Genomic DNA, 26231 nt, shown 5'->3' with positions numbered 1-26231 from the left:
CCTGTTTTGATGGATGCAACTGATGACCGATACCGTAGAACTCTTCACCGATGGCGCCTGCAAGGGCAACCCGGGCCCAGGCGGCTGGGGCGCCTTGCTGGTGTGCAAGGGCGTGGAGAAGGAACTGTGGGGCGGCGAACCCAACACCACCAACAATCGTATGGAGCTGATGGGCGCCATTCGCGGCCTGGAAGAACTCAAGCGTCGGTGTGACGTGCTGCTGGTGACCGACTCGCAGTATGTGATGAAGGGCATCAACGAGTGGATGGTCAACTGGAAGAAGCGCGGCTGGAAAACCGCCGCGAAGGAACCGGTCAAGAACGCCGACCTGTGGCAACTGCTCGACGAGCAATGCAATCGCCATAACATCACCTGGAAATGGGTGCGCGGGCACATCGGGCATCCGGGGAACGAGCGCGCCGACCAGCTCGCCAACCGCGGTGTGGACGACGTGCGGGGCTACAAGCAAAGCTGACGTGGTAACATCGCGCCCTTTGATTCACACCACCCGCTGAGAGCTGAACCCTGATGGCCATCCGATCTGTTGTACTCGATACCGAAACCACCGGCATGCCGGTGACCGATGGCCACCGGATCATCGAAATCGGCTGCGTCGAACTGATGGGCCGCCGTCTCACCGGGCGGCATTTCCACGTCTACCTGCAGCCGGATCGTGACAGTGACGAAGGCGCGATCGGCGTCCACGGCATCACCGACGAATTCCTCAAGGGCAAGCCGCGCTTCGCCGAGGTCGCCGACGAATTCTTCGAATTCATCAACGGCGCGCAACTGATCATCCATAACGCGGCGTTCGACGTCGGCTTCATCAACAACGAGTTTGCCCTGATGGGGCAGACGGACCGTGCGGATATCTCGCAGCACTGTTCGATCCTCGACACCTTGATGATGGCCCGTGAGCGTCACCCCGGCCAGCGCAACAGCCTGGATGCGTTGTGCAAACGTTATGGCGTCGACAACTCCGGCCGTGAACTCCACGGCGCCTTGCTCGACTCCGAGATTCTGGCCGACGTTTACCTGACCATGACCGGCGGGCAAACCAGCCTGTCCCTGGCCGGTAACGCCTCCGATGGCAGCGGCTCTGCGGAAGGGTCGGGCAACCGCCCTTCGGAAATCCGCCGCCTGCCGGCCGATCGCAAGCCGAGCGTGATCATTCGCGCCAGCGAGCAGGACATGGCCGAGCATGCCGCGCGGCTGGAAGCGATTGCCAAGTCAGCCGGTGCGCCGGCGTTGTGGTCGACCCTGACCCAGCACTAATTAATGTGGGAGCTGGCTTGCCTGCAATGGCGGTGAGTCAGCCAGAGGTAAATCAACTGATCTACCGCCATTGCAGGGACGCCAGCTCCCACAGTTGATCACCTTCGCTTTCAAAATCTTCATTCGCGTCATCCCGCCGCAGCTTCTACCCTTGAGTGCATAGCCCTCAGGACTAAAAGCGCTCATGTACAAAGACCTGAAGTTTCCCGTTCTGATTGTGCACCGCGACATCAAGGCCGACACCGTGGCTGGTGACCGGGTCCGAGGCATCGCCAGGGAATTAGAACAGGAGGGCTTCAGTATCTTTTCCGCGGTGGACTACGCCGAAGGCCGGCTGGTGGCTTCTACCCATCATGGTCTGGCCTGCATGTTGATCGCCGCTGAAGGCGCCGGCGAAAACACCCACCTGCTGCAAAACATGGTCGAGCTGATCCGCCTTGCGCGGGTGAGGGCGCCGAACCTGCCGATCTTCGCCCTCGGCGAGCAGGTCACCCTGGAAAACGCCCCGGCCGATGCCATGAGCGAACTCAACCAGTTACGCGGCATTCTTTACCTGTTCGAAGACACCGTGCCGTTTCTGGCCCGGCAAGTCGCGCGGGCAGCGCGGGCCTACCTTGATGGCCTGTTGCCGCCTTTCTTCAAGGCGCTGGTGCAACACACCGCCGACTCCAATTATTCCTGGCACACCCCCGGCCATGGCGGCGGCGTGGCTTATCGCAAAAGCCCGGTGGGGCAAGCGTTTCATCAGTTTTTTGGGGAAAATACCCTGCGCTCGGATTTGTCGGTTTCCGTGCCGGAACTGGGTTCGCTGCTCGATCACACCGGGCCGCTCGCCGAAGCCGAGGCCCGCGCTGCGCGAAACTTCGGCGCCGACCACACGTTCTTTGTGATCAACGGCACGTCCACCGCCAACAAGATCGTCTGGCACTCCATGGTCGGGCGTGACGACCTGGTGCTGGTGGACCGCAACTGCCACAAGTCGGTGCTGCATTCGATCATCATGACCGGCGCGATCCCGCTCTACCTGTGCCCGGAGCGCAACGAGCTGGGCATTATCGGCCCGATTCCCCTGAGTGAATTCAGCCCCGACGCCATTCGCGCCAAAATCGACGCCAGCCCACTGACCCGCGGGCGCCCGCCGAAAGTGAAGATGGCCGTGGTCACCAACTCCACCTACGACGGCCTGTGCTACAACGCCGAGCTGATCAAGCAGCAACTGGGCAACAGTGTCGAGGTGTTGCACTTCGACGAAGCCTGGTACGCCTACGCGGCGTTTCACGAGTTCTTTGCCGGGCGCTACGGCATGGGCACCTCGCGCACCCCGGACAGCCCGCTGGTGTTCACCACCCACTCGACCCACAAGCTGCTCGCGGCGTTCAGCCAGGCGTCGATGATTCATGTGCAGGACGGTGGCGCGCGGCAGCTGGACCGCGACCGTTTCAATGAAGCGTTCATGATGCATATCTCCACCTCGCCGCAGTACAGCATCATTGCCTCGCTGGATGTGGCCTCGGCCATGATGGAGGGCCCGGCCGGGCGCTCGCTGTTGCAGGAGATGTTCGACGAGGCCCTGAGCTTTCGCCGCGCCCTTGCCAATTTGCGACAGCACATTGCCGCTGAAGACTGGTGGTTCTCTATCTGGCAGCCGCCTTCGGTGGCGGGCATTGACCGCGTTGCCACGACGGATTGGCTGCTGCACCCTCAGGATGACTGGCACGGCTTCGGCGATGTGGCCGAAGATTATGTGCTGCTCGACCCAATCAAAGTCACGCTGGTGATGCCCGGCCTGAACGCCGGTGGCGCGTTGAGCGAGTGCGGCATTCCGGCGGCGGTGGTCAGTAAATTCCTCTGGGAACGTGGGCTGGTGGTGGAAAAAACCGGGTTGTATTCCTTCCTGGTGCTGTTTTCCATGGGCATTACCAAAGGTAAATGGAGTACGTTGCTTACCGAACTGCTGGAGTTCAAACGCAATTACGACGCGAATGTCAGCCTTGCCAGCTGTTTGCCATCGGTCTACACACAAGGCCCGGCGCGCTATCAGGGCCTGGGCTTGCGCGACCTGTGCGATCAATTGCACAGTTGCTATCGCAGCAACGCCACCGCCAGGCATCTCAAGCGCATGTACACCGTGTTGCCGGAGATCGCTATGAAACCGGCCGACGCCTACGACCAGCTGGTCAGAGGCGAAGTTGAAGCCGTTTCCATCGATGCCTTGCCAGGACGCATCGCAGCCGTGATGCTGGTGCCTTATCCGCCGGGCATACCGTTGATCATGCCCGGCGAGCGTTTTACCGAGTCAACGCGCTCGATCATCGACTACCTGGCGTTTGCCCGGACATTCGATAGCAGTTTCCCCGGTTTTGTCGCCGATGTTCACGGGCTGCAACACGAAGACGACGGCAGTGGTCGTTGTTACACCGTCGATTGCATCAAGGGTTAAGGATGTTTATGCAGGCTGTAATGAACCCGAAGTACCCGGGCCTGAGTGTGCGCGTTGCCGACGAAGGCTTCGATGCCTACGTGTGGGGCAACGACTTCAGTTTCGAAGTCAGCGCCTATGGCGTGCCCCAGATGGGCAAGCGCGTCGATCAGTGGGCGGTGGAGCGCATCGTGCCGTATCGCAAATGCTACGGCATTGACCCAGAGGAGTTCGCCAGTTTTCGTGACGCGCCGGACAGCGCGATCTTCATGGCCTACCTGGATGACCGCGCGGTGGGGCATATCGTGGTGAGCACCAACTGGAACGGGTTTGCCCATGTCGATGAACTGGCGGTGGCTTTGCCTGCACGTCGGCATGGCGTGGCCAAGGCGTTGCTGGATGTGGCGCAGTTCTGGAGCCGCAAGAAAAACCTGCCGGGCATGATGCTCGAAACCCAGAACAACAACCTGGGGGCCTGCCGCCTGTATGAGCGCTGCGGGTATGTGATGGGCGGGATTGATCAGTTGCGTTATCGCGGCATTGATCCGCAAACCCGCGAGGTGGCGATTTTCTGGTATCGCCTGTTCAAGACCGAAGGCGAACAGGTTTAACCCACTAACAGACTCTCGGCTTTTTGCGTGACGATCTCCAGCAGCGCATTCAAGGCCGGCGTGGTCATGCCGTCCCTGAGGGTCAACGCATACAGGCTCACCGGAATCGGCGGCGACACCGGGCACGCGTCCAGCCCGGCCTCCCGCGCGCCGAAGGCGGTGAACGGGTCGACAATCGCCAGACCTTCGCCGGCCTCCACCATGCTGCGCATCATCTGGTAGGTCTGCACCCGCGTTTGCACCACCGGCAGCGGCCGAAGGGCTTGCAGCTTGGCGTCGAGCAGGCGGCTTAGCGGGTCGTGGCCTTCCAGGCCAATCATCGACTGCCCGGCCAGGTCCTGCAGCGCGATGTATTTCTGTTTGGGTTTGAGCCAGCCGTGGGGCGCGAGCACTTGCAGCTTGCCCTGAGCCAGCACAGTGCTATGAATCTGCGGGTGTTCCGGGTCGTGCAGGCTCAGGCCCACTTCGGCCTCATGCAGCAACAGGCTGCGCACGATATCCCGCGTCGGTTGGCTGGACAGGTTGCACGGCGTGTCCTGAAAACGGCGGCGCAGCACGGCGATGCTTTGCGGCAGCAGTTGATTGGCCAGCGGCGGGGTGCACAAGGCGCGCAGGGGCGCGGCATGGTGATGTTTCAGGCGGCTGGCCAGCCGTTGCACGGGCTCCAGTGCTTCATACACGCGCGCAATTTCGGCTTGCAGCGCCAATGTTTCGCGCGTCGCTTGCAAACGCCCGCGCACACTGGCAAATAGCATGAAACCCAATTGCTGCTCGGCCTCTTTGAGTGCTGCGTCTACGTCGGCCACGGGAAGTTGCAACCATTCGGCCGCCAAGCCTGGGTGTCCGGTTTGCAAGATGGCTTGAATCACTTCGATATGACGTAAACGCATGGCCGGAGTCTAGGGGGCGCGCGGCGGGGTTTCAATGGCCGGGCACAAAAGAGCGCGAGCCTGCCTGCGGGGCGTCTACTTTTATGTCTGTTGGGTACTGCAATCGTCAGTTCACACAAAGCGTGTATCAACCAAAGCATTCAGAGGGAACCCTACGATGCCCGGCAAAACCGCAGCCAATGACAGCTTGCACAACCAGCGCGGTTTTACGCGGTGGGCCGTGCTGGTGGCGTTGATCATCCTCGGCCTGCTGGCGCTGGCGGTCGGGCCACGTTTGTTTGGTGATGTGACGCTGGCGGAAATAGCCACGGCCAAACGACAGGTCGCCGAACTGGGCCAGGCTGTCGAGCAGTTTCATCAAGACATTGGCCGTTATCCCAGAGATGACGAGGGGTTGGACGCGTTGATCACGCCACCGCAAGGCGAAACGAAGTGGAAGGGCCCCTATGTCAAAGACGAACAACTGACCGACCCTTGGGGTGTGGCTTATCAATACCACTATTCCCCTGGCAAGGCGCAAACGCCCTTTGATCTGTTCTCGTTCGGCAAGGATCGCACGCTTGGCGGTGTGGGGGAGAACAAGGATATTACCTACGGCGACCGCTGATACCGCTGGCATTACCCATCGACCTGATTAGAATGGCGGCTCTGATCATCAACGACCAATGCCGGTCAACCGGCACTTACAACAAAAACAAGTCTGGTCTCACATGCCTCTACCCTCGATGTTTTTCGGGGTAACGGCCAAGCAACTTCTGGTCCTGGTGACCGTGGGGTGCGCGGCTGCTTATCTCTTCAATGCCAGTGACGAACACACCCCCGACAACCTCGCCCTTGAGGCATTTATCCGTTCCCAGGAACAGGTGGGCGAACAGGTGGGCGCGGTGCTGGGTATTACGCTGGTGCGGCAAGTGGTGGCGCATCCCGCGTATGGCGCGGCGGGCTACAAGCGTTCGATGTTTGACGTCGAGGGGGAGAAGGGCAGGCTGGTGGTGACGCTCAAGCAGATGGAAGGCGAGACAGGCGCTGAAATCACGGAAATCCGCAAACCTTGATCGCCCGGCCCAGTCGACGCCGGCAAGGGCCAGGACTGAGCGGGTAGATAAGGCGCGATCTTATGAAGCGAGGGTCGTTTGCGATTCGCGCACGATGATCGTGCCCGACTGAATCAGTTTGAACTCATCCCCTTCCAGTTTTTCTACACGGTCGCCAATGGCCAGCTTGTAGGTGGTGGTAGGCGTCGAGCCAGCCTGGCTGTCCTGCGCCGGGTTGGATTCCTGGAACTCATGCACCGAATACACGCGTCCTTCTGCGTCTCTGGCATGGAACTGTCCGACAAGTACTGCAGCCATCTGTTTAGAACCTCTGGAGATAAACACTCGATTTGCGGTTCTGTAGACCGTCATGGAGCGCGGTAGTTTTCCTACAAGGAAAAAATACTAGTCGTTGATATTTTTAGAGCCTTCCTGCGTCAGCAATACGCAGTGAAGCTTCGGGGACAGTAAAAAACGTGCTGGTGAACACCGGGTGAAAACTCTATAACTACAAGCTCTTTTAGTCAGACGTCGGGAAAACCTCAATGAGCAAGGTCTACACGATTGCCGTCCTGGTGGGCAGCTTGAGAGCAGCGTCGATCAACCGCAAAGTCGCACTGGCACTGGCCGAACTGGCCCCTGCCAACCTCAAGTTGAATATCGTCGAAATTGGCGACTTACCGCTCTACAACGAGGACATCGACGCAGGTTCGCCGCCCGCAGCCTACAGTACTTTCCGCAAACAAGTGAGTTCATCCGACGCGGTGTTGTTCGTGACGCCGGAATACAATCGCTCCGTGCCGGCGCCGTTGAAGAATGCGATTGACGTGGGTTCCCGCCCATATGGCCAAAGCGCCTGGAGCGGCAAGCCGGGGGCGATCATCAGTGTGTCGCCGGGCGCCATCGGCGGGTTTGGTGCCAACCACCATTTGCGCCAGTCCTTGGTGTTTCTGGATGTGCCGTGCATGCAACAGCCGGAGGCCTACCTGGGCGGCGCGGGCAGTGTGTTTGACGAGTCGGGCGCATTGTCGGAAAAGACCAGGCCCTTCCTGCAAGCGTTTATCGACGCTTATGGCAAGTGGGTGGAAAAACAGAAGGGCTGACAAGCATTAGTGTGAGCGCTGGCTTGCCTGCGATTCAGGCACCGTGGTGTGTCAGTCACACTGCGGTGACGCCATCGCAGGCAAGCCAGCTCCCACAGGGGGTTATCTGAGCCAGTTGGTGCGTGCCAACTCGATCACTTCATCACCACGCCCGCTCATCACCGCCTTGAGCATGTACAGGCTGAAGCCCTTGGCCTGCTCCAGCTTGATGGTCGGTGGCATCACCAGTTCCTGAGTGGCCGTGACCACGTCCACCAACACCGGGCCGTCATGGGCCAGTGCGCGGCGCAAGGCCGGCTCAAGGTCCTCGGATTGCTCCACACGAATGCCCAGAATGCCCATGGCGTTCGACATGGCGGCGAAGTCCGGGTTTTTCAGCTCGGTGCCGGCGTCCAGGTAACCGGCGGCTTTCATTTCCATGGCGACGAAACCCAGTGACGAGTTATCGAATACGATGATTTTGACCGGCAGTTTCAACTGCGCCAGCGAAATGAAATCCCCCATCAACATGGCGAAACCACCGTCACCGGACATCGAGATCACCTGCCGCCCCGGAAACGCCGCCTGGGCGCCGATAGCCTGTGGCATCGCGTTGGCCATTGAGCCATGGTTGAACGAGCCGATCAGCCGGCGCTTGCCGTTCATCTTCAAATAGCGCGCGGCCCACACCGTCGGCGAGCCAACGTCGGCGGTAAAAATCGCATCGTCGTCGGTCAGTTCGCTTAGCAGGCGCGCTACGTATTGCGGATGGATCGGACGGTCGGCCTTGGAGGGTTGCGCCAGGTCATCGAGCCCCTGGCGAGCCTTTTCATAGTGCTTCAACGAGGTTTCGAGGAAGCTGCGGTCGGTCTTGCGGGTCAGGCGTGGCAGCAGTGCCGTGATGGTTTCGCTGACGTCGGCGGCAATCCCCAGGTCCAGCGTGGCGCGTCGGCCCAGCGCCTGCGGGTTGCGGTCCACCTGAATGATTTTGGCGTCGGTGGGGTAGAACTGGCGGTACGGGAAATCAGTGCCGAGCATGATCAGCGTGTCGCAGTCGAGCATGGCGTGGTAGCCCGAGCTGAAGCCGATCAGGCCGGTCATGCCCACGTCGAACGGGTTGTCCCATTCCACATGTTCTTTACCGCGCAGGGCATGCACCACCGGCGCGCCCAAGGTGTCAGCCAGCGCCACTACCTGATCGTGGGCGCCGGCACAGCCGCTGCCGCACAGGAGCGTGACTTTCTCGCTGCCTTGCAGAATCTCGGTGAGCTGTTGCAGGTCTTGCTCGGCCGGTAATGTGCGCGGGGCGTGCAGGGCTGGCCAAGGTTTGAGCTTGTCTTCGACTTCCAGCAATGACACGTCGCCGGGAATCACCACCACGGCCACGCCACGGTTGAGAATCGCCGAGCGCATGGCGCGGTGCAGCACTTGCGGCATCTGGGCCGGGTTGGTCACCAGTTCGATAAAGTGGCTGCATTCCTTGAACAGTTCCTGGGGATGGGTTTCCTGAAAGTAGTTCAGGCCGATCTCCGAGGACGGAATTTGGGCTGCGATCGCCAGTACCGGCACATGGTTGCGATGGCAGTCGAACAAACCGTTGATCAAATGCAGGTTGCCCGGGCCACAGCTGCCGGCGCACACGGTCAATTCCCCGGTGGCGGCGGCTTCGGCACCGGCGGCGAACGCGGCGACTTCTTCGTGGCGCACGTGCATCCACTCGATGCTGTCCATGGTGCGCAGGGCGTCGGTGAGGCCGTTGAGGCTGTCGCCGGTCAGGCCCCAGATGCGCTTGATGCCCGCCTGTTCAAGGGTGGTCGCCAATTGCTGGGCCAGGTTGATTTTCGCCATGAAGAACTCCAATCGTCAGTGAGGTTAAAAGCTGCTGATCAGTAGAGGACAGTTCGATCACGGCGAATACTCACCCCTTAATGTGAAGATTGACTCATGGCGGCGCGGTATTGGCGGGTGCGTCGCGCCAGGAACCACTGGTCACGTACCAGTGCCATGCACGGTTTGACGTCTGCCTTGGGCGCATGGCCGCGGCTCAGGCGGCGCATCTGGTAGCGCACCACGGCCAGGGTAGCGAGGGCGGCCAAAGGTTTGCGCTGCCAATTGATCGGCTTGAGTTGCGGGTTGAGGTCGCGGCCGTCGCGCCAGTGTTTGATCAGCTGCGGTTCCAGGGTCAGGGCCGTGGCGATGCCGGCCATGGCGATGCCGCTGTCCAGCACCTGTTGCACGATGGGCAGGCGACGGATGCCGCCGGTGACCATCAACGGCATCCGGGCAATGGCGGCCAGCTCCTTGGCGAATTCCAGAAAATACGCTTCGCGCGCCAAAGTGCGGCCATCACGCGCTTCGCCTTGCATGGCCGGCGCCTCGTAGCTGCCGCCGGACAATTCCAGCAGATCGATGGGCAGCGGGTTGAGCATTTGCACCACAGCGCGCGCATCGGCAGCGTCGAAACCGCCGCGCTGGAAGTCCGCCGAGTTAAGTTTCACCGCCACGCAAAACGACGGGCTGACGCTGGCGCGAATGGCGGCGATCACCTCCAGCAGCAAGCGTGCTCGGTTTTCCAGCGAGCCGCCCCAGCGGTCAGTGCGTTTGTTGCTCAACGGCGACAGAAACTGGCTTAACAGGTAGCCGTGGGCGCCGTGGATTTGCACCCCGGTAAACCCGGCTTTCTCGGCCAGGCGTGCGCTGGTGGCGAAACGTTTGATCACGTCCTGGATGTCGTCCTCGGTCATGGCCTTGGGCATGGCGAACATCTTCGAGAAGCCGCCCAGGTCCAGCGCGACGGCGGAAGGTGCGACAGAAGGCTGGCGCAGATTACCCGGCGTCTGGCGCCCCGGATGGCTGAGTTGCACCCAGAAGTGCACGCCTTTGGCCCGCGCCACGTCGGCCCACTCACGAAAGCTTGCCAGGTGCGTCTCGTCTTCCAGGGCCACGCCGCCGGGGCCGGTCATGGCGCGGCGGTCGATCATCACGTTGCCGGTGATCAACAGGCCGGGTTCGCCTTCAGCCCAGGTCTTGTATAGCTGCTTCAATTCGGGAGAGGGCGCCTGGTGCGCATCGGCCATGTTTTCTTCCATCGCCGCTTTGGCGATACGGTTGGAAATGACTTGGCCATTGGGCAGTTGCAGGGCTTCAAAGGGTGACATGGGTTGACTCCTGAGCGGGGGAGGCCTCAGGCTAAGCTTAAAGTTAACTTTAATGTCAAGCAGGGTTTGGTGATGAATATCGGTGAGTTGGCAAAGCAGAGCGGGCTGGCGGCGTCGCGCATCCGTTTTTATGAGGCTGAAGGCTTGATCAGCCAGGTGGGGCGCCAGGCCAATGGCTATCGGCGCTATTCGCAGGAGGCGCTGCAAACGCTGCAGTTGATTCAGAGCGCGCAGCAGGCCGGATTTACGTTGCAGGAGCTAAAAGCGCTGATGCCGGCGCCGGGTGAACACAAGCGCGAGGAGTTGATTGAAGGGCTGGAGCGCAAGGTCGCGCAGATCGAAGTGATGCAGGCGCAACTGGCCCACAGCAAGGCGCAGTTGCTGGGTGTGATCGAGGCGGTACGGGCGCAGCCTGAAGGCGTGCCGTGCTCAATGGGGCAGCAACAGGTGCTGGCGTCGATTAAATCCAACGCATAAAAAAGCCCCGGCGTGCCAGGGCTTTTTCATGCGCTGATGCTTCAGCAGGACGCAGAGCGTCCCCGGCGGCATTCCCACGCAGAGCGTGGGAACGATCAATGCGCCTAGGCTTAGCGACGACGGAACAACGGCAATGGTTCATCCGTTGCAGCCTGGTACGTCACCGAGAAGTCCTTGAGGCTTTCCAGCGCTTCGTACGGGTCTTTGTCGGCGCGCAAGGCGAAGGCATCGAAACCGCAGCGGCGCAGGTAGAACAGCTGGTCGCGCAGCACGTCGCCAATCGCGCGCAGCTCACCCTTGTAACCGTAGCGGTCGCGCAGCAGGCGTGCGTTGGAGTAGTTGCGCCCGTCGGTGAAGGCCGGGAAGTTCAGGGCGATGACCTGGAAGTGTTCCACGTCGGCGCCGATTTCTTCGGCTTCTTCATCGGCGTCCAGCCACACACCCAGGCCGCCGTCGCGCGCCTTGAGGGCGTGGCCGTGTTCGCGCCACAGGGCCAACGGCACGATCAGGTCGTCGCAGTTGGAAATGCCGTCGAAGCTCGCGTCCTTGGGCAGCAGGTGCCAGGTTTCGTCGAGGACTTCGTTGTTCTTAATGATTCGCTGCATAGACGCGCTCCTTGAACAGGTCGATGCCGATGCGCTGGTAGGTGTCGATGAAACGCTCATCTTCGGTGCGCTGTTCGACGTACACATCGATCAGTTTGCCGATCACGTCAGGCATGGCTTCCTGGGCGAAGGACGGGCCGAGGATCTTGCCCAGGCTCGCATCGCGGCTGGCGCTGCCACCCAGGGACACTTGGTAGAATTCTTCGCCTTTCTTGTCCACGCCCAGGATGCCGATGTGGCCGACGTGGTGGTGGCCACAGGCGTTCATGCAACCGGAAATGTTCAGGTCCAGCTCGCCGATGTCGAACAGGTAGTCCAGGTCGTCGAAACGCCGCTGGATCGATTCGGCGATCGGGATCGACTTGGCGTTGGCCAGGGAGCAGAAATCGCCGCCCGGGCAGCAGATGATGTCGGTCAGCAGGCCGATGTTCGGCGTGGCGAAACCGCCTTCGCGCAGCTCGCCCCACAGGGTGAACAGTTGGCTTTGCTCAACGTCCGCGAGAATGATGTTCTGCTCGTGGGAGGTGCGCAGTTGACCGAAGCTGTAGCGGTCGGCCAGGTCGGCGACGGCATCCAGTTGTTTGTCGGTGATATCGCCCGGTGCAACGCCGGTCGGTTTGAGCGACAGGGTCACGGCCACATAGCCCGGCTTTTTGTGCGCCAGGGTGTTGCGGCTGCGCCAGCGGGCGAAACCCGGATGCTCTTTATCCAGCGTGGCAAACTCGGCGTCCTGATTGGCCAGGGCCTTGTACTCAGGGTCGACGAAGTGCTTGGCCACACGGTGAACTTCGGCTTCGGTCAAGGTGGTCTGGCCGCCGCGCAGGTGTTCCATTTCGGCGTCGACTTTCTGGGCGAACACCTCAGGGGTCAGCGCCTTGACCAGGATCTTGATCCGGGCCTTGTACTTGTTGTCACGACGGCCGTAGCGGTTGTAGACCCGCAGAATGGCGTCGAGGTAGCTCAACAGGTCCTGCCACGGCAGAAACTCGTTGATGAAGGCACCGACCACCGGGGTGCGGCCCAGGCCGCCACCCACCAGGACGCGGAAACCCAGGTCGCCGGCGGCGTTGTACACCGGCTCAAGGCCAATGTCGTGCACTTCGATGGCTGCACGGTCCGAGGTCGAGCCATTGATGGCGATCTTGAACTTGCGCGGCAGGTAAGCGAATTCTGGGTGGAAGGTGGTCCATTGGCGGACGATTTCGCACCAGGGGCGTGGGTCGATCAGCTCGTCGGCGGCAACGCCGGCGAATTGGTCGGTGGTCACGTTGCGCAGGCAGTTACCGCTGGTCTGAATGGCGTGCATTTGTACGGTGGCCAGTTCAGCCAGGATGTCCGGCACGTCTTCCAGCGCCGGCCAGTTGAACTGTACGTTCTGGCGCGTACTGATGTGGGCATAGCCTTTGTCGTAGTCGCGGGCAATCTTGGCCATCATGCGCATCTGGCGCGAAGTCAGCTGGCCATAAGGCACGGCCACCCGCAGCATCGGCGCAAAGCGCTGAACATAAAGGCCATTTTGCAGGCGCAGAGGGCGGAACTCTTCTTCGCTCAGTTCACCTGCCAGATAGCGTCGGGTCTGATCACGGAACTGCTTGACGCGGTCCTCGATGATGCGCTGATCGTATTCGTCGTATACGTACATATAGGTCCTGTTCTCGGCAAATCTGCGCGCACGGCCGCGCACTCCCAACGGAGCCGGCGCACGATACCAGTTTGCGTTTATGCGCAAAAGTGATGTTTGAGTATATGTAAATAACCAAAATGACTAATGAGACTGATTCTCGCAATGCCCACATTTGTCATGGGGGCAAGTGTGGTCTTTACTGTCGTCGAGTCTTAGTGCAATCACCTATAAAACCGACAAGAGGCGATGCGATGAGCAATCCTGTAAAGGCGCGTAAACCCGACAGCACCGTTGATGCCTGGGCGATTTTGTTCCTGATCATTCTGGTGGTGGGAACCGCGGTGTTCTGGGTCAGCCACCAGTAAAAGAGCGTTGATTGAGCCTTCATTGAGTGTCGCATTGCCATTATCATGGCGCTCAATCTTCAGGGCTTGAACAACTATGTTGAAGGTTCTGCTTACGTGTGTGTGGTTGCTGGGATCGACGTACGGGGCCATGGCTCACGCGGCGTCGGTGGTGTTTCTCAACCCTGGCATGTCGACTGAAACCTTCTGGGTCAGCTACACGCAATTCATGCAGGCCGCGGCCAAGGACCTCGGCCTGGATTTGCGTGTGCGCTATTCCGAGCGTGACGGCCACAACACGGTGGCCCAAGCCCGCGAAGTGTTGCAAGGCAGCCAACGGCCCGATTACCTGGTGTTGGTGAACGAGGAGTATGTGGCACCGCAAATCCTGCGCATGGCGCGGGGTAGCGGGGTCAAGCTGCTGATGGTCAATAACAGCCTGACGGCCGACCAGGTGCAATTGCTCGATGCCCACCGGGATACCAACTGGATCGGCAGCCTGATCGCCGACGACGAACAGGCCGGCTACCTGATGCTCTCTGACCTGCTGCGCCAGCACGGCCCGGTTGCGCCGGGCGCGACCATCGACTTGCTGGCGTTCTCCGGCGCCAAAAATACCCCCGTCTCACAACTGCGCGAGCAGGGCCTGCATCGCGCCCTGGCGGAGCACCCGCAAGTGCGCCTGCGCCAGCTCGTGTACGGCGAATGGAGCCGCCAGCGTGCCTTTGAGCAGGCCACGCAGCTGTTCAAGCGTTACCCGCAGACGGCGCTGGTATGGTCGGCCAATGACGAGATGGCGCTGGGTGCCATGCAGGCGCTGCAAGACAGTGGGCGTGTGCCGGGCAAGGATGTGTTGTTCAGCGCGGCGAACAGCTCGCCAGCCGCCTTGAACGCGCGCTTGGAGGGGCGGTTGACGACCCTCGTTGCGGGGCATTTCACCTTGGGCGGCTGGGCGATGGTGCTGATCAATGACGACGCCAGGGGCGTGGACATGGCCACGTACGGCGGCAGAGACCGCCAGGCGTCGCTGTTTCAACTGATCGACGCGACACAGGCGCAACGCTTGCTGGGGCCTGCGCCGTCGGTGGATTTTCGAGGGATGTCTGCCGTGGGCAAGCCTGCGTCCTATCGCTACCCGTTCAGTCTGCAATGGCTGCTGCGCTAAACGCCCGCCATCAACAGCACCAGCTTGACGATGCCGAACAGCGTCAAGGCAAACACCACCGTAAACAGGATGCCCAGGATCACAAAGTGGCTGGGTTTGCCGTGGGTGAAGTCGCGCGCACGGTTCTTGCCGCTCTGCACGCCAAAGGCGGCGGCCATGACGCTGTGCAGCATCTGCCAGAAGGTAGGAGGCTTGTGGTCGGTCGGATCGTCCATACATCCCTCAGAACAATGTGCCTGGGGGAAAGCATAGTCCAAACAGCACGAAACCAATGTGGGAGCTGGCTTGCCTGCGATGGCATCAACTCGGTTTGCCTGAAGTACCGAGGTGTCTGCATCGCAGGCAAGCCAGCTCCCACATTTTGATCGGCGTTGCGGTAGATCAGTTGTCGTAACCCAGGTTCGGCGCCAGCCAGCGCTCGGTCACAGTCAGATCCTGGCCTTTGCGCGTGGTGTAGCTGGTCACCTGGTCCTTGTCGATCTTGCCGACGGCGAAGTACTGCGCCTGCGGGTGGGCGAAGTACCAGCCGCTGACGGCCGCCGCCGGGAACATGGCGTAGTGCTCGGTGAGGAATACACCGCTGCGCCCGGCGTGCATTTCCTGCGCTTCGGGATCCAGCAGTTGGAACAAGGTGCCTTTCTCGGTGTGATCCGGGCACGCCGGGTAGCCGGGAGCAGGGCGGATACCGCTGTACTGCTCCTTGATCAAGGCCTCGTTGTCCAGGTCTTCATCTTTGGCATACCCCCAATAGTCTTTACGCACTTGCTGGTGCAGCCATTCGGCGCAAGCTTCGGCCAGGCGGTCGGCGAGGGCCTTGACCATGATCGAGTTGTAGTCGTCGCCCGCGTCCTGATACGCCTTGGCCACTTCTTCGGCGCCGATGCCGGCGGTGGTGATGAAGCCACCCACGTAGTCGGTCACGCCGCTGTCCCTGGGCGCCACGAAGTCGGCCAGGGAGAAGTTCGGCTTGCCGTCGGTCTTGATGATCTGCTGGCGCAGGTGATGCAAGGTCGCCAGGGGCTTGCCGTCGTCGCCGTAGACTTCCAGGTCATCGTCCTGCACCTGGTTGGCCGGCCAGAAGCCGAACACCGCACGGGCGCTGATGAGTTTTTCATCGATTAGCTTGGCGAGCATCTCCTGGGCGTCGGCATACAGCGCGCGGGCGGCTTCACCGACCACTTCGTCGTCGAGAATGCGCGGGAATTTACCGGCAAGATCCCAGGAAATGAAGAACGGCGTCCAGTCGATGTACTCGGCCAGCACCTTGAGGTCGATATTGTCCAGCACCCTGGCACCGGTAAAAGTCGGCACCACTGGGGTGTAGCTGCTCCAGTCGAACTGCGGCTTCTTGGCGATCGCCGCCGCGTAGCTCAGGCGCTCGGTGCGGGCGCTGCGGTTGGAGGTGCGCTCGCGCACTTCCACGTATTCTTCACGGGTACGTTCGACGAAGCCGGCTTTCAGTTCCTTGGACAGCAACTGTGTGGCCACGCCCACCGCGCGGGAGGCGTCGGTGACGTACACCACCGCATCGTTGCTGTACTTGGGCTCGATCTTCACCGCCGTGTGTGCCTTGGAAGTCGTCGCGCCGCCGATCATCAATGGCAGGTGGAAGTCCTGGCGCTGCATCTCGCGGGCCACGTGCACCATTTCGTCCAGGGACGGCGTAATCAGGCCGGACAGCCCGATAATGTCGCACTTCTGCTCCCTGGCCACCTGCAGGATCTTCTCCGTCGGCACCATCACGCCCAAATCGACGATGTCATAGCCGTTGCAACCCAGCACCACGCCGACAATGTTCTTGCCGATGTCATGCACGTCGCCTTTTACCGTGGCCATCAGGATCTTGCCCTTGGCTTCCGGCTTGTCGCCTTTTTCCAGCTCGATGAACGGAATCAGGTGAGCCACGGCCTGTTTCATTACACGGGCGGATTTCACTACCTGTGGCAAGAACATTTTGCCCGCACCAAACAGGTCGCCGACGATGTTCATGCCGGACATCAGCGGGCCTTCGATCACTTCGATCGGGCGCGCGAACGACAGCCGCGATTCTTCGGTGTCTTCCACAATGTGGGTGGTGATGCCCTTGACCAGCGCGTGCTCCAGGCGCTTGTTCACGTCCCAGCCCCGCCATTCCTCGGTCTCGGCTTCCTTGACGCTGCCGTCGCCCTTGTACTTGTCGGCGATGGCGAGCAGGGCGTCGGTGCCTTCCGGCGTGCGGTTGAGCACCACGTCTTCCACGGCGTCACGCAGCTCGGCCGGGATCTGGTCGTAGATCTCCAACTGGCCGGCGTTGACGATACCCATGGTCAGGCCGTTGCGGATCGCATACAGCAGGAACACCGAGTGGATCGCCTCGCGCACCGGGTTGTTGCCACGGAACGAGAACGACACGTTGGACACACCACCGGAACTCAGTGCGTAGGGCAGCTCGTCACGGATGTAGGCACAGGCGTTGATGAAGTCGACGGCGTAGTTGTTGTGTTCTTCAATACCGGTGGCGACCGCGAAGATATTCGGGTCGAAGATGATGTCTTCCGGCGGGAAACCGACTTCATTCACCAGAATGTCGTAGGAGCGTTTGCAGATCTCTTTCTTGCGCGCTTCGGTGTCGGCCTGGCCGGCTTCGTCGAACGCCATCACCACCACGGCGGCGCCATAGCGCTTGCACAGCTTGGCGTGGTGAATGAATTGCTCCACGCCTTCCTTCATGCTGATGGAGTTGACGATGCCCTTGCCCTGGATGCACTTGAGGCCGGCTTCGATCACGTCCCATTTGGAGGAGTCGATCATGATCGGTACGCGGGAGATATCCGGCTCACCGGCAATCAGATTGAGGAAGGTCACCATGGCCTTCTTCGAATCCAGCATGCCCTCGTCCATGTTGATGTCGATCACCTGGGCGCCGGCTTCCACCTGCTGCAGGGCGACTTCAAGGGCTTCGGTGTAGTTGTCTTCACGGATCAGGCGGGCGAACTTGGCCGAGCCGGTGATGTTGGTGCGCTCGCCGACGTTGACGAACAACGAACTGCGATCAATGGTGAACGGCTCCAGGCCCGACAGGCGGCAGGCTTTGGGAATGTCGGGGATCACGCGCGGCGCATAGCCGGCCACGGCCTTGGCGATGGCTTCGATGTGGCCCGGCGTGGTGCCGCAGCAACCGCCGACGATATTGAGGAAGCCGCTTTGGGCGAACTCTTCAATGACCTTGGCGGTTTGCGACGGCAACTCGTCGTATTCGCCGAATTCGTTGGGCAGGCCGGCGTTCGGGTGCGCGGAAACGTGGGTGTTGGCCTTGTTCGACAATTCTTCCAGGTACGGGCGCAGTTCGCTGGCGCCGAGGGCGCAGTTCAGGCCCACGGAAATCGGCTTGGCGTGGGCCACCGAGTTCCAGAACGCTTCGGTGGTCTGGCCCGACAGGGTACGACCGGAGGCGTCGGTGATGGTGCCGCTGATCATGATCGGCAGCTCGATGTTCAGTTCTTCGAACACGCCTTGCACGGCGAAAATGGCGGCCTTGGCGTTGAGGGTGTCGAAAATGGTCTCGATCAGGATCAGGTCGGCGCCGCCTTCGATCAGGCCTTTGGTGGCCTCGGTGTAGTTTTCCACCAGTTCATCAAAGGTCACGTTGCGGTAGCCGGGGTTGTTCACGTCCGGAGACAACGAGCAGGTGCGGCTGGTAGGGCCGAGCACGCCCGCGACGAAACGCGGTTTGGCCGGGTTTTCTGCGGTCTTGGCGTCGGCGATCTTGCGCGCCAGGCGTGCGCCTTCTACGTTTAGCTCAAAGGCCAGCTCTTCCATACCGTAGTCGGCCATGGAAATGCGCGTGGCGTTGAAGGTGTTGGTTTCCAGGATGTCGGCGCCGGCATCCAGGTAGGCTTTTTCGATGCCGCCGATCACGTCGGGGCGGGTGATCACCAACAGGTCATTGTTGCCTTTGACGTCACTCGGCCAGTCGGCGAAGCGTTTGCCACGGTAGTCGTGTTCCTCAAGCTTGTAGCTCTGGATCATCGTGCCCATACCGCCGTCGAGGATCAGAATGCGTTCCTTAAGGGCTTGATGGAGGGCTTGCAGACGAACGCTACGATCGGACATGGGACTACTCTGGTCAGGCATTTCGGAGGGCGGCAATCATAGCAAACCTGTGCCGATTTAGAGTATGTGCAGATTTTGCATGAATATCGTTCATGTTGCTGCAGGCCTTGGCCCGGTAGAATCACCGGCAATTTTTCAGCGCACGCATTGAATCGGGACCGGGTACATGTCATTTCGTCTTATCGTCAGCGCGGTGTTGTTGCTGATCGCCAGTAGCACTCAGGCGCAAAGCCCGGCTCCCGCGCTTTCCTATACCCGCGACATCCAGCCGATTTTTACCGAGAAGTGTGTGGCCTGCCATGCCTGCTACGACTCCGCCTGCCAGTTGAACCTGGGCAGTGCCGAGGGCGCGGCCCGTGGCGCGAGCAAAGTGCCGGTGTATGACGGCGAGCGCAGCCAGGCCACGCCGACTACGCGGCTGTTCTATGACGCCTTCGGCAAACAGGCGTGGCAGCAGAAGGGCTTCTATTCAGTGTTGGACGCCCAGGGCAGCCAGGCTGCGTTGATGGCGCGCATGCTGGAGCTGGGTCACAACGCGCCGCTGCAGCCCAACGCCAAGCTGCCCGACGACATCGTGCTGGGTCTGAACCGCGAAAACATGTGCGCGACGCCGGGCGAGTTCAATGCCTACGCAGGCAGTCATCCCAAGGAAGGCATGCCGCTGGCGGTCACCGGCCTGACCGACCAGCAATACCAGACGTTGCAGCGCTGGCTGGCGTCCGGTGCGCCTATCGATGAGCAGGGCCTGGCGCCGAGCGCCAAAGAAGCCCTGCAGGTGCAGCAATGGGAAAACCTGTTCAATCAGCCTGGCGCCCGGGAAAGCCTGGTGGCGCGCTGGTTGTTCGAGCACCTGTTCCTGGCTCACATCTATTTCGAGAACGGCGAGCCGGGGCATTACTTCCAGTGGGTGCGCTCCCGCACGCCCAGCGGCAAGCCGATTGACTTGATCGCCACCCGTCGCCCCAATGACGACCCGGGCACCCAGGTGTACTACCGCCTGTGGCCGGTGCAGGGCGTGATCGTGCACAAAACCCACATCACCTATCCGTTCAGCGCGGCGAAAATGGCGCGCGTGAAAGAGCTGTTCTACGCCGGTAACTGGCAGGTCAACGCCTTGCCTGGCTATGGGCCGGGCAGCCGCGCCAACCCGTTCGCCACCTTCGAAGCCATTCCGGCCAAGGCGCGCTACCAGTTCATGCTGGATAACGCCGAATACTTTGTACGCACCTTTATTCGCGGGCCGGTGTGCCGGGGGCAGATTGCCACGGACGTCATCCGCGACAACTTCTGGACGCTGTTCCAGGACCCGGACCACGACCTGTACATCACCGACGCGCGTTACCGTGGCCAGGCCACGCCGCTGCTGGCGATGCCGGGGCAAAACGATGACGTGGGCAGCGTGCTGAGCCTGTGGCTGGCCTACCGCGACAAACGCAACCAATACGAAGCCTTGCGCCGTGACAACTATGCGGATTTGCCGCCACCGAGCTGGTCGACCCTGTGGGCCGGCAATGACAATGCCTTGCTGAGCATCTTCCGCCACTTCGACAGCGCCTCGGTGACCAAAGGCCTGATTGGTGAAGTGCCGCAAACGATGTGGCTGTTCGACTACCCGCTGCTGGAGCGCACCTATTATCAGTTGGCGGTGAACTTCGACGTGTTCGGCAACGTATCGCACCAAGCCCAGACCCGGCTGTACTTCGACCTGATCCGTAACGGCGCCGAACAGAACTTCCTGCGCCTGATGCCTGCCGACAGCCGCGACGGCTTTATGGACGACTGGTACCAGAACAGCGGCAAACTCAAGCTGTGGCTGGACTACGAGGCGATTGATGACGACAAGCCAACCGGCTTGCATCTGGACGAAAAAGACCCGAAACGCGACTTCGCCAACCAGTTGCTGACCCGCTACGGCGACTTGAATGCCAGCCCGGACCCGATCAACCGCTGCAGCGGCGCCTATTGCTCGCGCGACGGCATTGACCCGGCGTTGCAGGAGGCCGAGCAAGCATTGAGCCGCCTGACCTCGCGCCCGGCGGCGGGGCTCAAGGTGATTGACCAGTTGCCCGAAGCCACCATGCTGCGCATCGAAACCAACAGCGGAAAACGCGTGGTCTACAGCATGTTGCGCAACCGGGCGCACAGCAACGTGGCCTTTTTGCTGGGCGAGGCTTATCGCTATCAGCCTGGTCTGGACACGGTCACTATCTATCCGGGCGTGCTGAGCAGCTACCCGAACTTCATGTTCAATATTCCCGCTCAGGAAGTGCCTGAGTTCGTCACGGCGATGGAAAGCGCCAAGGACGCCAAGCGTTTCGAGAAGGTTGTCGACCGTTGGGGGGTACGCCGCAGTCATCCGCTGTTCTGGCAGTATTTCCATGACCTGTCGCAATACATCCACGAAACCACACCCGTGGAAGAGGGCGTGCTGGACATGAACCGATATGAAAACCTCTGATGGGGCTGCAAAGTCTTTTCCGACAAAATTACTCGGACTTTGTACCTGCGTAATATTTTGGCGTAAACTGCCGGCAAGCCTGTGAGGAGTTTCCATGACTGCCATAACCATTACCGACGCCGCCCACGATTACCTGGCTGACCTGCTGTCCAAGCAGAACACCCCGGGTATCGGCATCCGCGTCTTTATCACCCAGCCCGGCACCCAATATGCCGAGACGTGCATTGCCTACTGCAAGCCCGGCGAAGAAAAGCCTGAAGACACCGCCCTGGGGCTGAAAAGCTTCACCGCGTACATCGATGCCTTCAGCGAAGCCTTCCTCGACGACGCCGTGGTCGACTACGCCACCGACCGCATGGGCGGCCAGTTGACCATCAAGGCGCCAAACGCCAAGGTGCCGAACGTCAACGCCGACAGCCCGGTCAACGAGCGCATCAATTACTATCTGCAAACCGAGATCAACCCGGGTCTGGCCAGTCATGGCGGCCAGGTCAGCTTGATCGACGTGGTGGATGACGGCATCGCCGTGTTGAAATTCGGCGGCGGCTGCCAGGGCTGCGGCCAGGCGGACGTGACCCTGCGCGAAGGCATCGAGCGTACCTTGCTCGAGCGTATTCCGGAGCTCAAGGGCGTACGCGACGTGACCGACCACACGCAGAAAGAAAACGCCTACTACTGAGTAAGGTGTTCACTGCAAACAAAAAACGGCGCCCCGTGAGCGCCGTTTTTTATGCTTTAAAATTAATGTCTTACAGGATTTATCTAACAAAACAGATCAACTGTGGGAGCTGGCAAGCCTGCTCCCACAGGGTATTGCATTGCCTTCGGCATGTGTTCAAGGCCGGTAGAGGTGCGCATGACCTGCTCGATACAGCGAAGACTCGCTGAAACTGTCATCCGCCAGCACCCGGCCCACGATGATCAGTGCCGTGCGCCGAAACCCCTTGGCCGCGACCTTATCTGCGATATCCGCCAGTGTGCCGATCGCGAAATCCTGATCCGGCCAGGTTGCCCGGTGCACCACGGCAATCGGGCAATCCGCACCGTAATGCGGCAGCAACTCGGCGACGATTTTCTCCAGGTGGCTAACGCCCAAATGAATCGCCATGGTCGTGCCGTGCTGCGCCAGGCTGCCAAATTCCTCGCCGGTCGGCATGTTTGTTTTGCCGGCGTAGCGCGTCAGGATCACGCTTTGGGCGATGTCCGGCAAGGTCAGTTCGGCTTCCAGCAGTGCAGCGCAGGCGGCAACCGCCGTGACGCCGGGGATGATCTGAAAGGGAATGCCCAACTCGCGCAGATAACGAATTTGCTCGCCGATCGCCCCATACAGGCTCGGGTCGCCGGAGTGCACGCGCGCCACATCCTGGCCCTTGGCGTGGGCGACCTTGATCAGGTCGATGATCTGCTCCAGGTGCAATTCGGCGCTGTTGACCACCTGTTCCGCTTGATGGCCTTCCAGTACCGCTGCGGGTACCAGCGAGCCGGCGTAGATGATCACGGGGCAACTGCGGATCAGCCGCTGGCCTTTGACGGTGATCAATTCCGGGTCGCCGGGGCCGGCGCCGATGAAGTAGACGGTCATGGGAATTCCTGTAAAAAACGTGCGAGCATGAAGATTGCTCATGATCGAGCGCGCTGATTATCGGGATTTTAGCCGGCGCATGCCAATGCAAAGGTGGCCTGGGCGGTGTTTTTCCGGGTGATCAGCAGGCGGGCGGGGGCATTGCCGAGTTGTTCGGCGAGGGCCAATGCGGCGCTTTCGGCGATGCCGTAACAGCCGGTATGGGCGAAAGCCACATCGGACTTGTGACTCAGGCGGTCTGCGTAGGGCGCCAGTTGTTCGGCACTGAAACATTCCAAAGGCAGATTCAGCCGTTGCGCCAGGGCGATCAGCCCCGGCTCATCCCTTTTTCGATCAATACTGGCCAATGCGGTCACGCGCCGACATTCAATGCCGCCCTCGGCGAGGGCGGTTTCAAACAGCGCCAGCAAGGTGTGAACATCACAGCCGCGCTGGCAGCCCAGGCCGACCACCAGGGTCATACCGAGTATTGACCGTCGCGATGGCGGCGAAACAGCCAGGCGCTGATCAGGCCCAGGGCCAGCCAGAACGCCACGTTGGTCAATTGGGAGGCAATCTTGAACTGCGCTTCCAGCGCTTCGGGCGCCAGCATCGAATGCACTTCCGGCTGCGGCGCGCCGATCACGTGTGGCACGGCCAGAATCGCCACGCCCAGGATTTTCAGCAGCCAGTTGCGACCGAACACCAACAGTGCGATACCGACGGCGGTCGAGGCCGCGGTGCCGATCCACCAGATCTGGCGTTGGGCCAGGTCAGCGGCAGCGGTGCCCGGCAATTCAGGTGGCAGACCCAAGGTTGGCGCGAGCACGAACGTCGCATAACCGGCCAGGCCCCACAGCAAACCTTGAGCGGTGCGAGTGGGCGCGCGAAGCGTGTAAAGACCGGCCAGCATCAGCGCAAAACCTACGGCCACCACCAGGTTGCCGCCGGTGGTCGACAGCACGCGCTGCCAGCCATCTTCAGGCTCCCAGGCTTCGGCGTCGTGAGTGTGCGCAGCAGCACCGTCGGCGTGTTCATGGGCGACTTCGGCGGCTGGCGAGGCGTTTTCAAAGGTTTCCGCCTGCAAAATCAGCGGGGCGACCCAAAAGCTTTGCAGCAGGGTCAGCAGCAGGGCGGCCAGCAAGCCGGTGAAACCTGCGGTCTGGGCAATACGCTTGATCATGTCGGCAGGTCTCAGTGGCACGGGAACGCGGCGCTGTGGCGGGTATCGTGGGCGGCGTTGTGCACCGCTTCGATGTGCGAGAAACCGGCGAAATACACCAGGCACGCGCCGAGGATCGACGCACCGATGGCGGCGGTCAGGCGTTGGCTCAGGGTGGAAGTGGTGCTGGCGGTGTGCGAGGTGCTGCTGATGATCGACATGGCGCGTCCCTTCGGGTTTCAGGGTGACGCAGGCGCATGAAAACCCCGCGAGCCGGGCACGCAGGGTTCGAACAGCGCCCGCCCACCGCGGGTTTGTTATCTGATTTTCGGGCCGGTCTCCGGGCTTGCGAGGGGGCTCTTGAGAGAGTCCTGAAAGCATCGCCTTCCCATGCCTGCGCACAGTGGCAATGACGCTTCGCTCGCTTACCGTTGCGGGGGCAGCACCGGACTGGTCATATCGCTATGACGCACCGGTTTCCCGTTTCACCCTTTGCAGGGCACCCGAAACAAGAGGTGTAGGAGAGCATGGGGGTGGGAGGTGAGTCAATTCGGGATGTGTTTTTGGTAGGTGTACCTATCCGTTTCTTGAGTAGCGGCTGATAGGGGTTCCGCTCTTACAGAAGCAAAAGCACGGCGGTCTGAGTGGTGCGAAGCAAAAACGCTTCGGTGCGGGAGCTCAACTCCGACAGAAAAGAAAAGCCGAGCACAGTCAAAAATGTGGGAGCGGGCTTGCCCGCGAAGGCGGTCTGGCAGCGACATAGATGCGGGCTGGCACTCCGCTTACGCGGGCAAGCCCGCTCCCACCGCTGGATATTCATTTTCTGGGGGAGCGCGGTCCGCAGGTGGCCGCAACCGCAGCAACGGATGTGTACACAACCCAAACCCCATCATTGACCATCCCCCAAGCACTGCGTAGCCTTGCACCCTCGAGGTTCTCCGACTCAGGCCGGAGCTAAGAAGGGAACGCGGTCCAAGCCGCGGCTGCCCCCGCAACTGTAAAGGGTTGAGCTGACTGCCACGCCACTGCCAAATCGGCGGGAAGGCGCAATCAGCGCCGGTCGCAAGACCTGCAAGCCCCAAGCCAGGAGACCTGCCTCGCAACCGAATTTCAATTCAACCGGGCGGGGTGATCCGGTGACGAAATCAGCCCCTGCGCGCCGTCGCAGGGCTTGTCGTCCCGTATGCCCGCCCTCAAGGGCATCCGATGAAAACACTGGCCAAACTCCCCGTCACCATCGTTACCGGCTTCCTCGGTTCGGGCAAAACCACCCTGCTGCGGCACATGCTCGACAACGCCCAGGGCCGTCGCATTGCGGTGATCGTCAATGAGTTCGGCGAGCTGGGCATTGATGGCGAAATCCTCAAGCAATGCTCCATCGGTTGCACCGAAGAAGAAGCCAATGGCCGCGTGTACGAGTTGGCCAACGGCTGCCTGTGCTGCACCGTGCAGGAAGAGTTCTTCCCGGTGATGCGCGAACTGGTGGCCCGTCGCGGCGACCTCGATCACATTCTTATCGAAACCTCGGGCCTGGCCCTGCCAAAACCTTTGGTTCAGGCCTTCCAGTGGCCGGAAATCCGCAGCGCCTGCACCGTTGACGCGGTGATCACCGTGGTCGACAGCCCGGCGGTGGCTGCGGGCACCTTCGCGGCGTTCCCGGATCAAGTCGACGCCCAGCGCAAACTCGACCCGAACCTGGACCACGAATCGCCGCTGCACGAGTTGTTCGCCGACCAACTGGCCAGCGCCGACCTGGTGATTCTCAACAAAACCGACCTGATCAGCCCCGAAGACCTGGCCCGCGTGCGCCTCGAAGTCGCCGAAGAGCTGCCGCCAGCCGTGAAAATCATCGAAGCCAGCAGCGGTCGCCTGCCGCTGGACGTGCTGATTGGCCTGGGCGCCGGCTCTGAAGAGCACATCGACGGTCGTCACAGCCATCACGATCATCACCACGACGGTGACGACGACCATGATCACGACCACGATGCCTTCGACTCCATTTCCATCGACCTGCCGCAAGCCGACGAAGCACTGCTGCTCGACGCCCTGACCCAACTGGTGGTGCAACACGGCATCCTGCGCGTCAAAGGCTTTGCCGCGATTCCGAACAAGCCGATGCGCTTGCTGATCCAGGGCGTGGGCACGCGTTTCGACAAGCACTTCGACCGCGCCTGGGGCGCGGACGAAGCGCGCACCACGCGCCTGGTGTTGATCGGTCAGGAACTGGACGCGGCAGGCCTTGAAGCGCAACTGCGCGCTGCGCTCAGCGTTTAA

At 61.1% G+C, this 26231-nt stretch carries 24 protein-coding genes and 2 riboswitches; of the genes, 12 read left to right on the top strand and 12 right to left on the bottom strand.

From position 1 onward, the window contains the following. The first annotated feature begins 22 nt into the window (after positions 1-22). The 4 genes from rnhA to ATI14_RS24900 all read left to right on the top strand — a co-directional run bounded on the left by rnhA (position 23) and on the right by ATI14_RS24900 (position 4305). Positions 23-475, top strand: coding sequence for a ribonuclease HI (gene rnhA, locus ATI14_RS24915; RefSeq protein WP_016972779.1), 453 nt, complete (start codon positions 23-25; stop codon positions 473-475). A gap of 59 nt (positions 476-534) precedes the next feature. Next, complete coding sequence (dnaQ, locus tag ATI14_RS24910; RefSeq protein WP_165448243.1) at positions 535-1275, top strand: DNA polymerase III subunit epsilon; 741 nt, start codon at positions 535-537, stop codon at positions 1273-1275. Between the two features lie 184 nt (positions 1276-1459). After that, positions 1460-3715, top strand: a complete 2256-nt coding sequence (locus tag ATI14_RS24905; protein ID WP_016972777.1) for an Orn/Lys/Arg family decarboxylase — start codon at positions 1460-1462, stop codon at positions 3713-3715. A gap of 8 nt (positions 3716-3723) precedes the next feature. Further along, positions 3724-4305 carry a GNAT family N-acetyltransferase gene (locus ATI14_RS24900; protein WP_080520029.1) on the top strand — a complete coding sequence of 194 codons (582 nt, stop codon included), beginning with the start codon at positions 3724-3726 and terminating at the stop codon, positions 4303-4305. On the opposite strand, the gene ATI14_RS24895 is transcribed toward ATI14_RS24900, so the two are convergent. Further along, positions 4302-5195, bottom strand: a complete 894-nt coding sequence (locus ATI14_RS24895; RefSeq protein WP_016972775.1) for a LysR substrate-binding domain-containing protein — start codon at positions 5193-5195, stop codon at positions 4302-4304. The genes ATI14_RS24900 and ATI14_RS24895 overlap by 4 nt on opposite strands. Before the next feature lie 157 nt (positions 5196-5352). Between ATI14_RS24895 and gspG the strand changes: the two genes are divergently transcribed. Then, on the top strand, positions 5353-5802 hold the full coding sequence (gspG, locus tag ATI14_RS24890) for a type II secretion system major pseudopilin GspG (protein ID WP_016972774.1): 450 nt from the start codon (positions 5353-5355) through the stop codon (positions 5800-5802). Positions 5803-5905: 103 nt separating this feature from the next. Further along, positions 5906-6250: a hypothetical protein gene (locus tag ATI14_RS24885; RefSeq protein WP_026083344.1), complete on the top strand. Its 345-nt coding sequence runs from the start codon at positions 5906-5908 to the stop codon at positions 6248-6250. Positions 6251-6310: 60 nt separating this feature from the next. Here ATI14_RS24885 and ATI14_RS24880 read toward each other — a convergent pair whose 3' ends face one another. Continuing rightward, a complete protein-coding gene (locus ATI14_RS24880) occupies positions 6311-6547 on the bottom strand; it encodes a hypothetical protein (RefSeq protein ID WP_017136925.1) in 237 nt (78 codons plus the stop codon). Between the two features lie 227 nt (positions 6548-6774). On the opposite strand from ATI14_RS24880, the gene ATI14_RS24875 reads away from it, so the two are divergent. After that, positions 6775-7332, top strand: a complete 558-nt coding sequence (locus tag ATI14_RS24875) for an NADPH-dependent FMN reductase (RefSeq protein ID WP_016972771.1) — start codon at positions 6775-6777, stop codon at positions 7330-7332. 102 nt (positions 7333-7434) lie between these two features. Here the strand turns inward: ATI14_RS24875 and poxB are convergent, their stop codons facing one another. Next, positions 7435-9159 carry a ubiquinone-dependent pyruvate dehydrogenase gene (gene poxB, locus ATI14_RS24870; protein ID WP_080520028.1) on the bottom strand — a complete coding sequence of 575 codons (1725 nt, stop codon included), beginning with the start codon at positions 9157-9159 and terminating at the stop codon, positions 7435-7437. Positions 9160-9236: 77 nt separating this feature from the next. Further along, a complete protein-coding gene (locus tag ATI14_RS24865) occupies positions 9237-10469 on the bottom strand; it encodes an NADH:flavin oxidoreductase/NADH oxidase family protein (protein WP_016972769.1) in 1233 nt (410 codons plus the stop codon). Between the two features lie 72 nt (positions 10470-10541). On the opposite strand from ATI14_RS24865, the gene ATI14_RS24860 reads away from it, so the two are divergent. Continuing rightward, on the top strand, positions 10542-10946 hold the full coding sequence (locus tag ATI14_RS24860; RefSeq protein ID WP_016972768.1) for a MerR family transcriptional regulator: 405 nt from the start codon (positions 10542-10544) through the stop codon (positions 10944-10946). Positions 10947-11056: 110 nt separating this feature from the next. Here ATI14_RS24860 and ATI14_RS24855 read toward each other — a convergent pair whose 3' ends face one another. Further along, positions 11057-11551, bottom strand: a complete 495-nt coding sequence (locus ATI14_RS24855; protein WP_003235539.1) for a DUF934 domain-containing protein — start codon at positions 11549-11551, stop codon at positions 11057-11059. Then, the gene (locus ATI14_RS24850) at positions 11535-13193 is read right to left on the bottom strand and encodes a nitrite/sulfite reductase (RefSeq protein WP_016972767.1); all 1659 of its coding nucleotides are present in this window, start codon (positions 13191-13193) and stop codon (positions 11535-11537) included. Before ATI14_RS24850 ends, ATI14_RS24855 begins: the two co-directional genes overlap by 17 nt. A 423-nt stretch (positions 13194-13616) precedes the next feature. On the opposite strand from ATI14_RS24850, the gene ATI14_RS24845 reads away from it, so the two are divergent. After that, a complete protein-coding gene (locus ATI14_RS24845) occupies positions 13617-14684 on the top strand; it encodes an ABC transporter substrate-binding protein (protein WP_080520027.1) in 1068 nt (355 codons plus the stop codon). Here ATI14_RS24845 and ATI14_RS24840 read toward each other — a convergent pair. Then, positions 14681-14899 (bottom strand): DUF2970 domain-containing protein, encoded by a 219-nt coding sequence (locus ATI14_RS24840; protein WP_016972764.1) that lies wholly within the window; start codon positions 14897-14899, stop codon positions 14681-14683. The genes ATI14_RS24845 and ATI14_RS24840 overlap by 4 nt on opposite strands. A 166-nt stretch (positions 14900-15065) precedes the next feature. Next, positions 15066-18776, bottom strand: coding sequence for a methionine synthase (gene metH / locus ATI14_RS24835; RefSeq protein ID WP_080520026.1), 3711 nt, complete (start codon positions 18774-18776; stop codon positions 15066-15068). Between the two features lie 166 nt (positions 18777-18942). Here metH and ATI14_RS24830 point away from each other — a divergent pair, with 166 nt between their 5' ends. Together ATI14_RS24830 and nfuA are read left to right on the top strand one after the other, a co-directional pair. Continuing rightward, entirely contained in the window at positions 18943-21234 is a 2292-nt protein-coding gene (locus ATI14_RS24830) for a fatty acid cis/trans isomerase (RefSeq protein WP_016972763.1), read from the top strand. 94 nt (positions 21235-21328) lie between these two features. After that, positions 21329-21913, top strand: a complete 585-nt coding sequence (nfuA, locus tag ATI14_RS24825; protein WP_003190728.1) for a Fe-S biogenesis protein NfuA — start codon at positions 21329-21331, stop codon at positions 21911-21913. A 156-nt stretch (positions 21914-22069) separates the two neighbouring features. Here nfuA and cobM read toward each other — a convergent pair whose 3' ends face one another. The 4 genes from cobM to ATI14_RS24805 all read right to left on the bottom strand — a co-directional run bounded on the left by cobM (position 22070) and on the right by ATI14_RS24805 (position 24178). Further along, entirely contained in the window at positions 22070-22816 is a 747-nt protein-coding gene (gene cobM, locus ATI14_RS24820; RefSeq protein ID WP_016972762.1) for a precorrin-4 C(11)-methyltransferase, read from the bottom strand. Positions 22817-22884: 68 nt separating this feature from the next. Next, positions 22885-23277: a cobalamin biosynthesis protein gene (locus ATI14_RS24815; protein WP_016972761.1), complete on the bottom strand. Its 393-nt coding sequence runs from the start codon at positions 23275-23277 to the stop codon at positions 22885-22887. Further along, on the bottom strand, positions 23274-23978 hold the full coding sequence (locus ATI14_RS24810) for a CbtA family protein (protein ID WP_016972760.1): 705 nt from the start codon (positions 23976-23978) through the stop codon (positions 23274-23276). The genes ATI14_RS24815 and ATI14_RS24810 overlap by 4 nt, the downstream gene beginning before the upstream one ends. An 11-nt stretch (positions 23979-23989) precedes the next feature. Further along, positions 23990-24178, bottom strand: coding sequence for a CbtB domain-containing protein (locus tag ATI14_RS24805; RefSeq protein ID WP_016972759.1), 189 nt, complete (start codon positions 24176-24178; stop codon positions 23990-23992). A 93-nt stretch (positions 24179-24271) separates the two neighbouring features. After that, a riboswitch (cobalamin riboswitch) is annotated at positions 24272-24479 on the bottom strand. Positions 24480-24871: 392 nt separating this feature from the next. Further along, a riboswitch (cobalamin riboswitch) is annotated at positions 24872-25071 on the top strand. Positions 25072-25163: 92 nt separating this feature from the next. Here ATI14_RS24805 and cobW point away from each other — a divergent pair. After that, positions 25164-26231: a cobalamin biosynthesis protein CobW gene (cobW, locus tag ATI14_RS24800; RefSeq protein WP_016972758.1), complete on the top strand. Its 1068-nt coding sequence runs from the start codon at positions 25164-25166 to the stop codon at positions 26229-26231.

This window comes from Pseudomonas tolaasii NCPPB 2192 (genome assembly GCF_002813445.1).
GTDB classification, from domain to species: Bacteria; Pseudomonadota; Gammaproteobacteria; order Pseudomonadales; family Pseudomonadaceae; genus Aquipseudomonas; species Aquipseudomonas tolaasii.
This window is presented reverse-complemented; position numbering and strand designations above follow the sequence as displayed.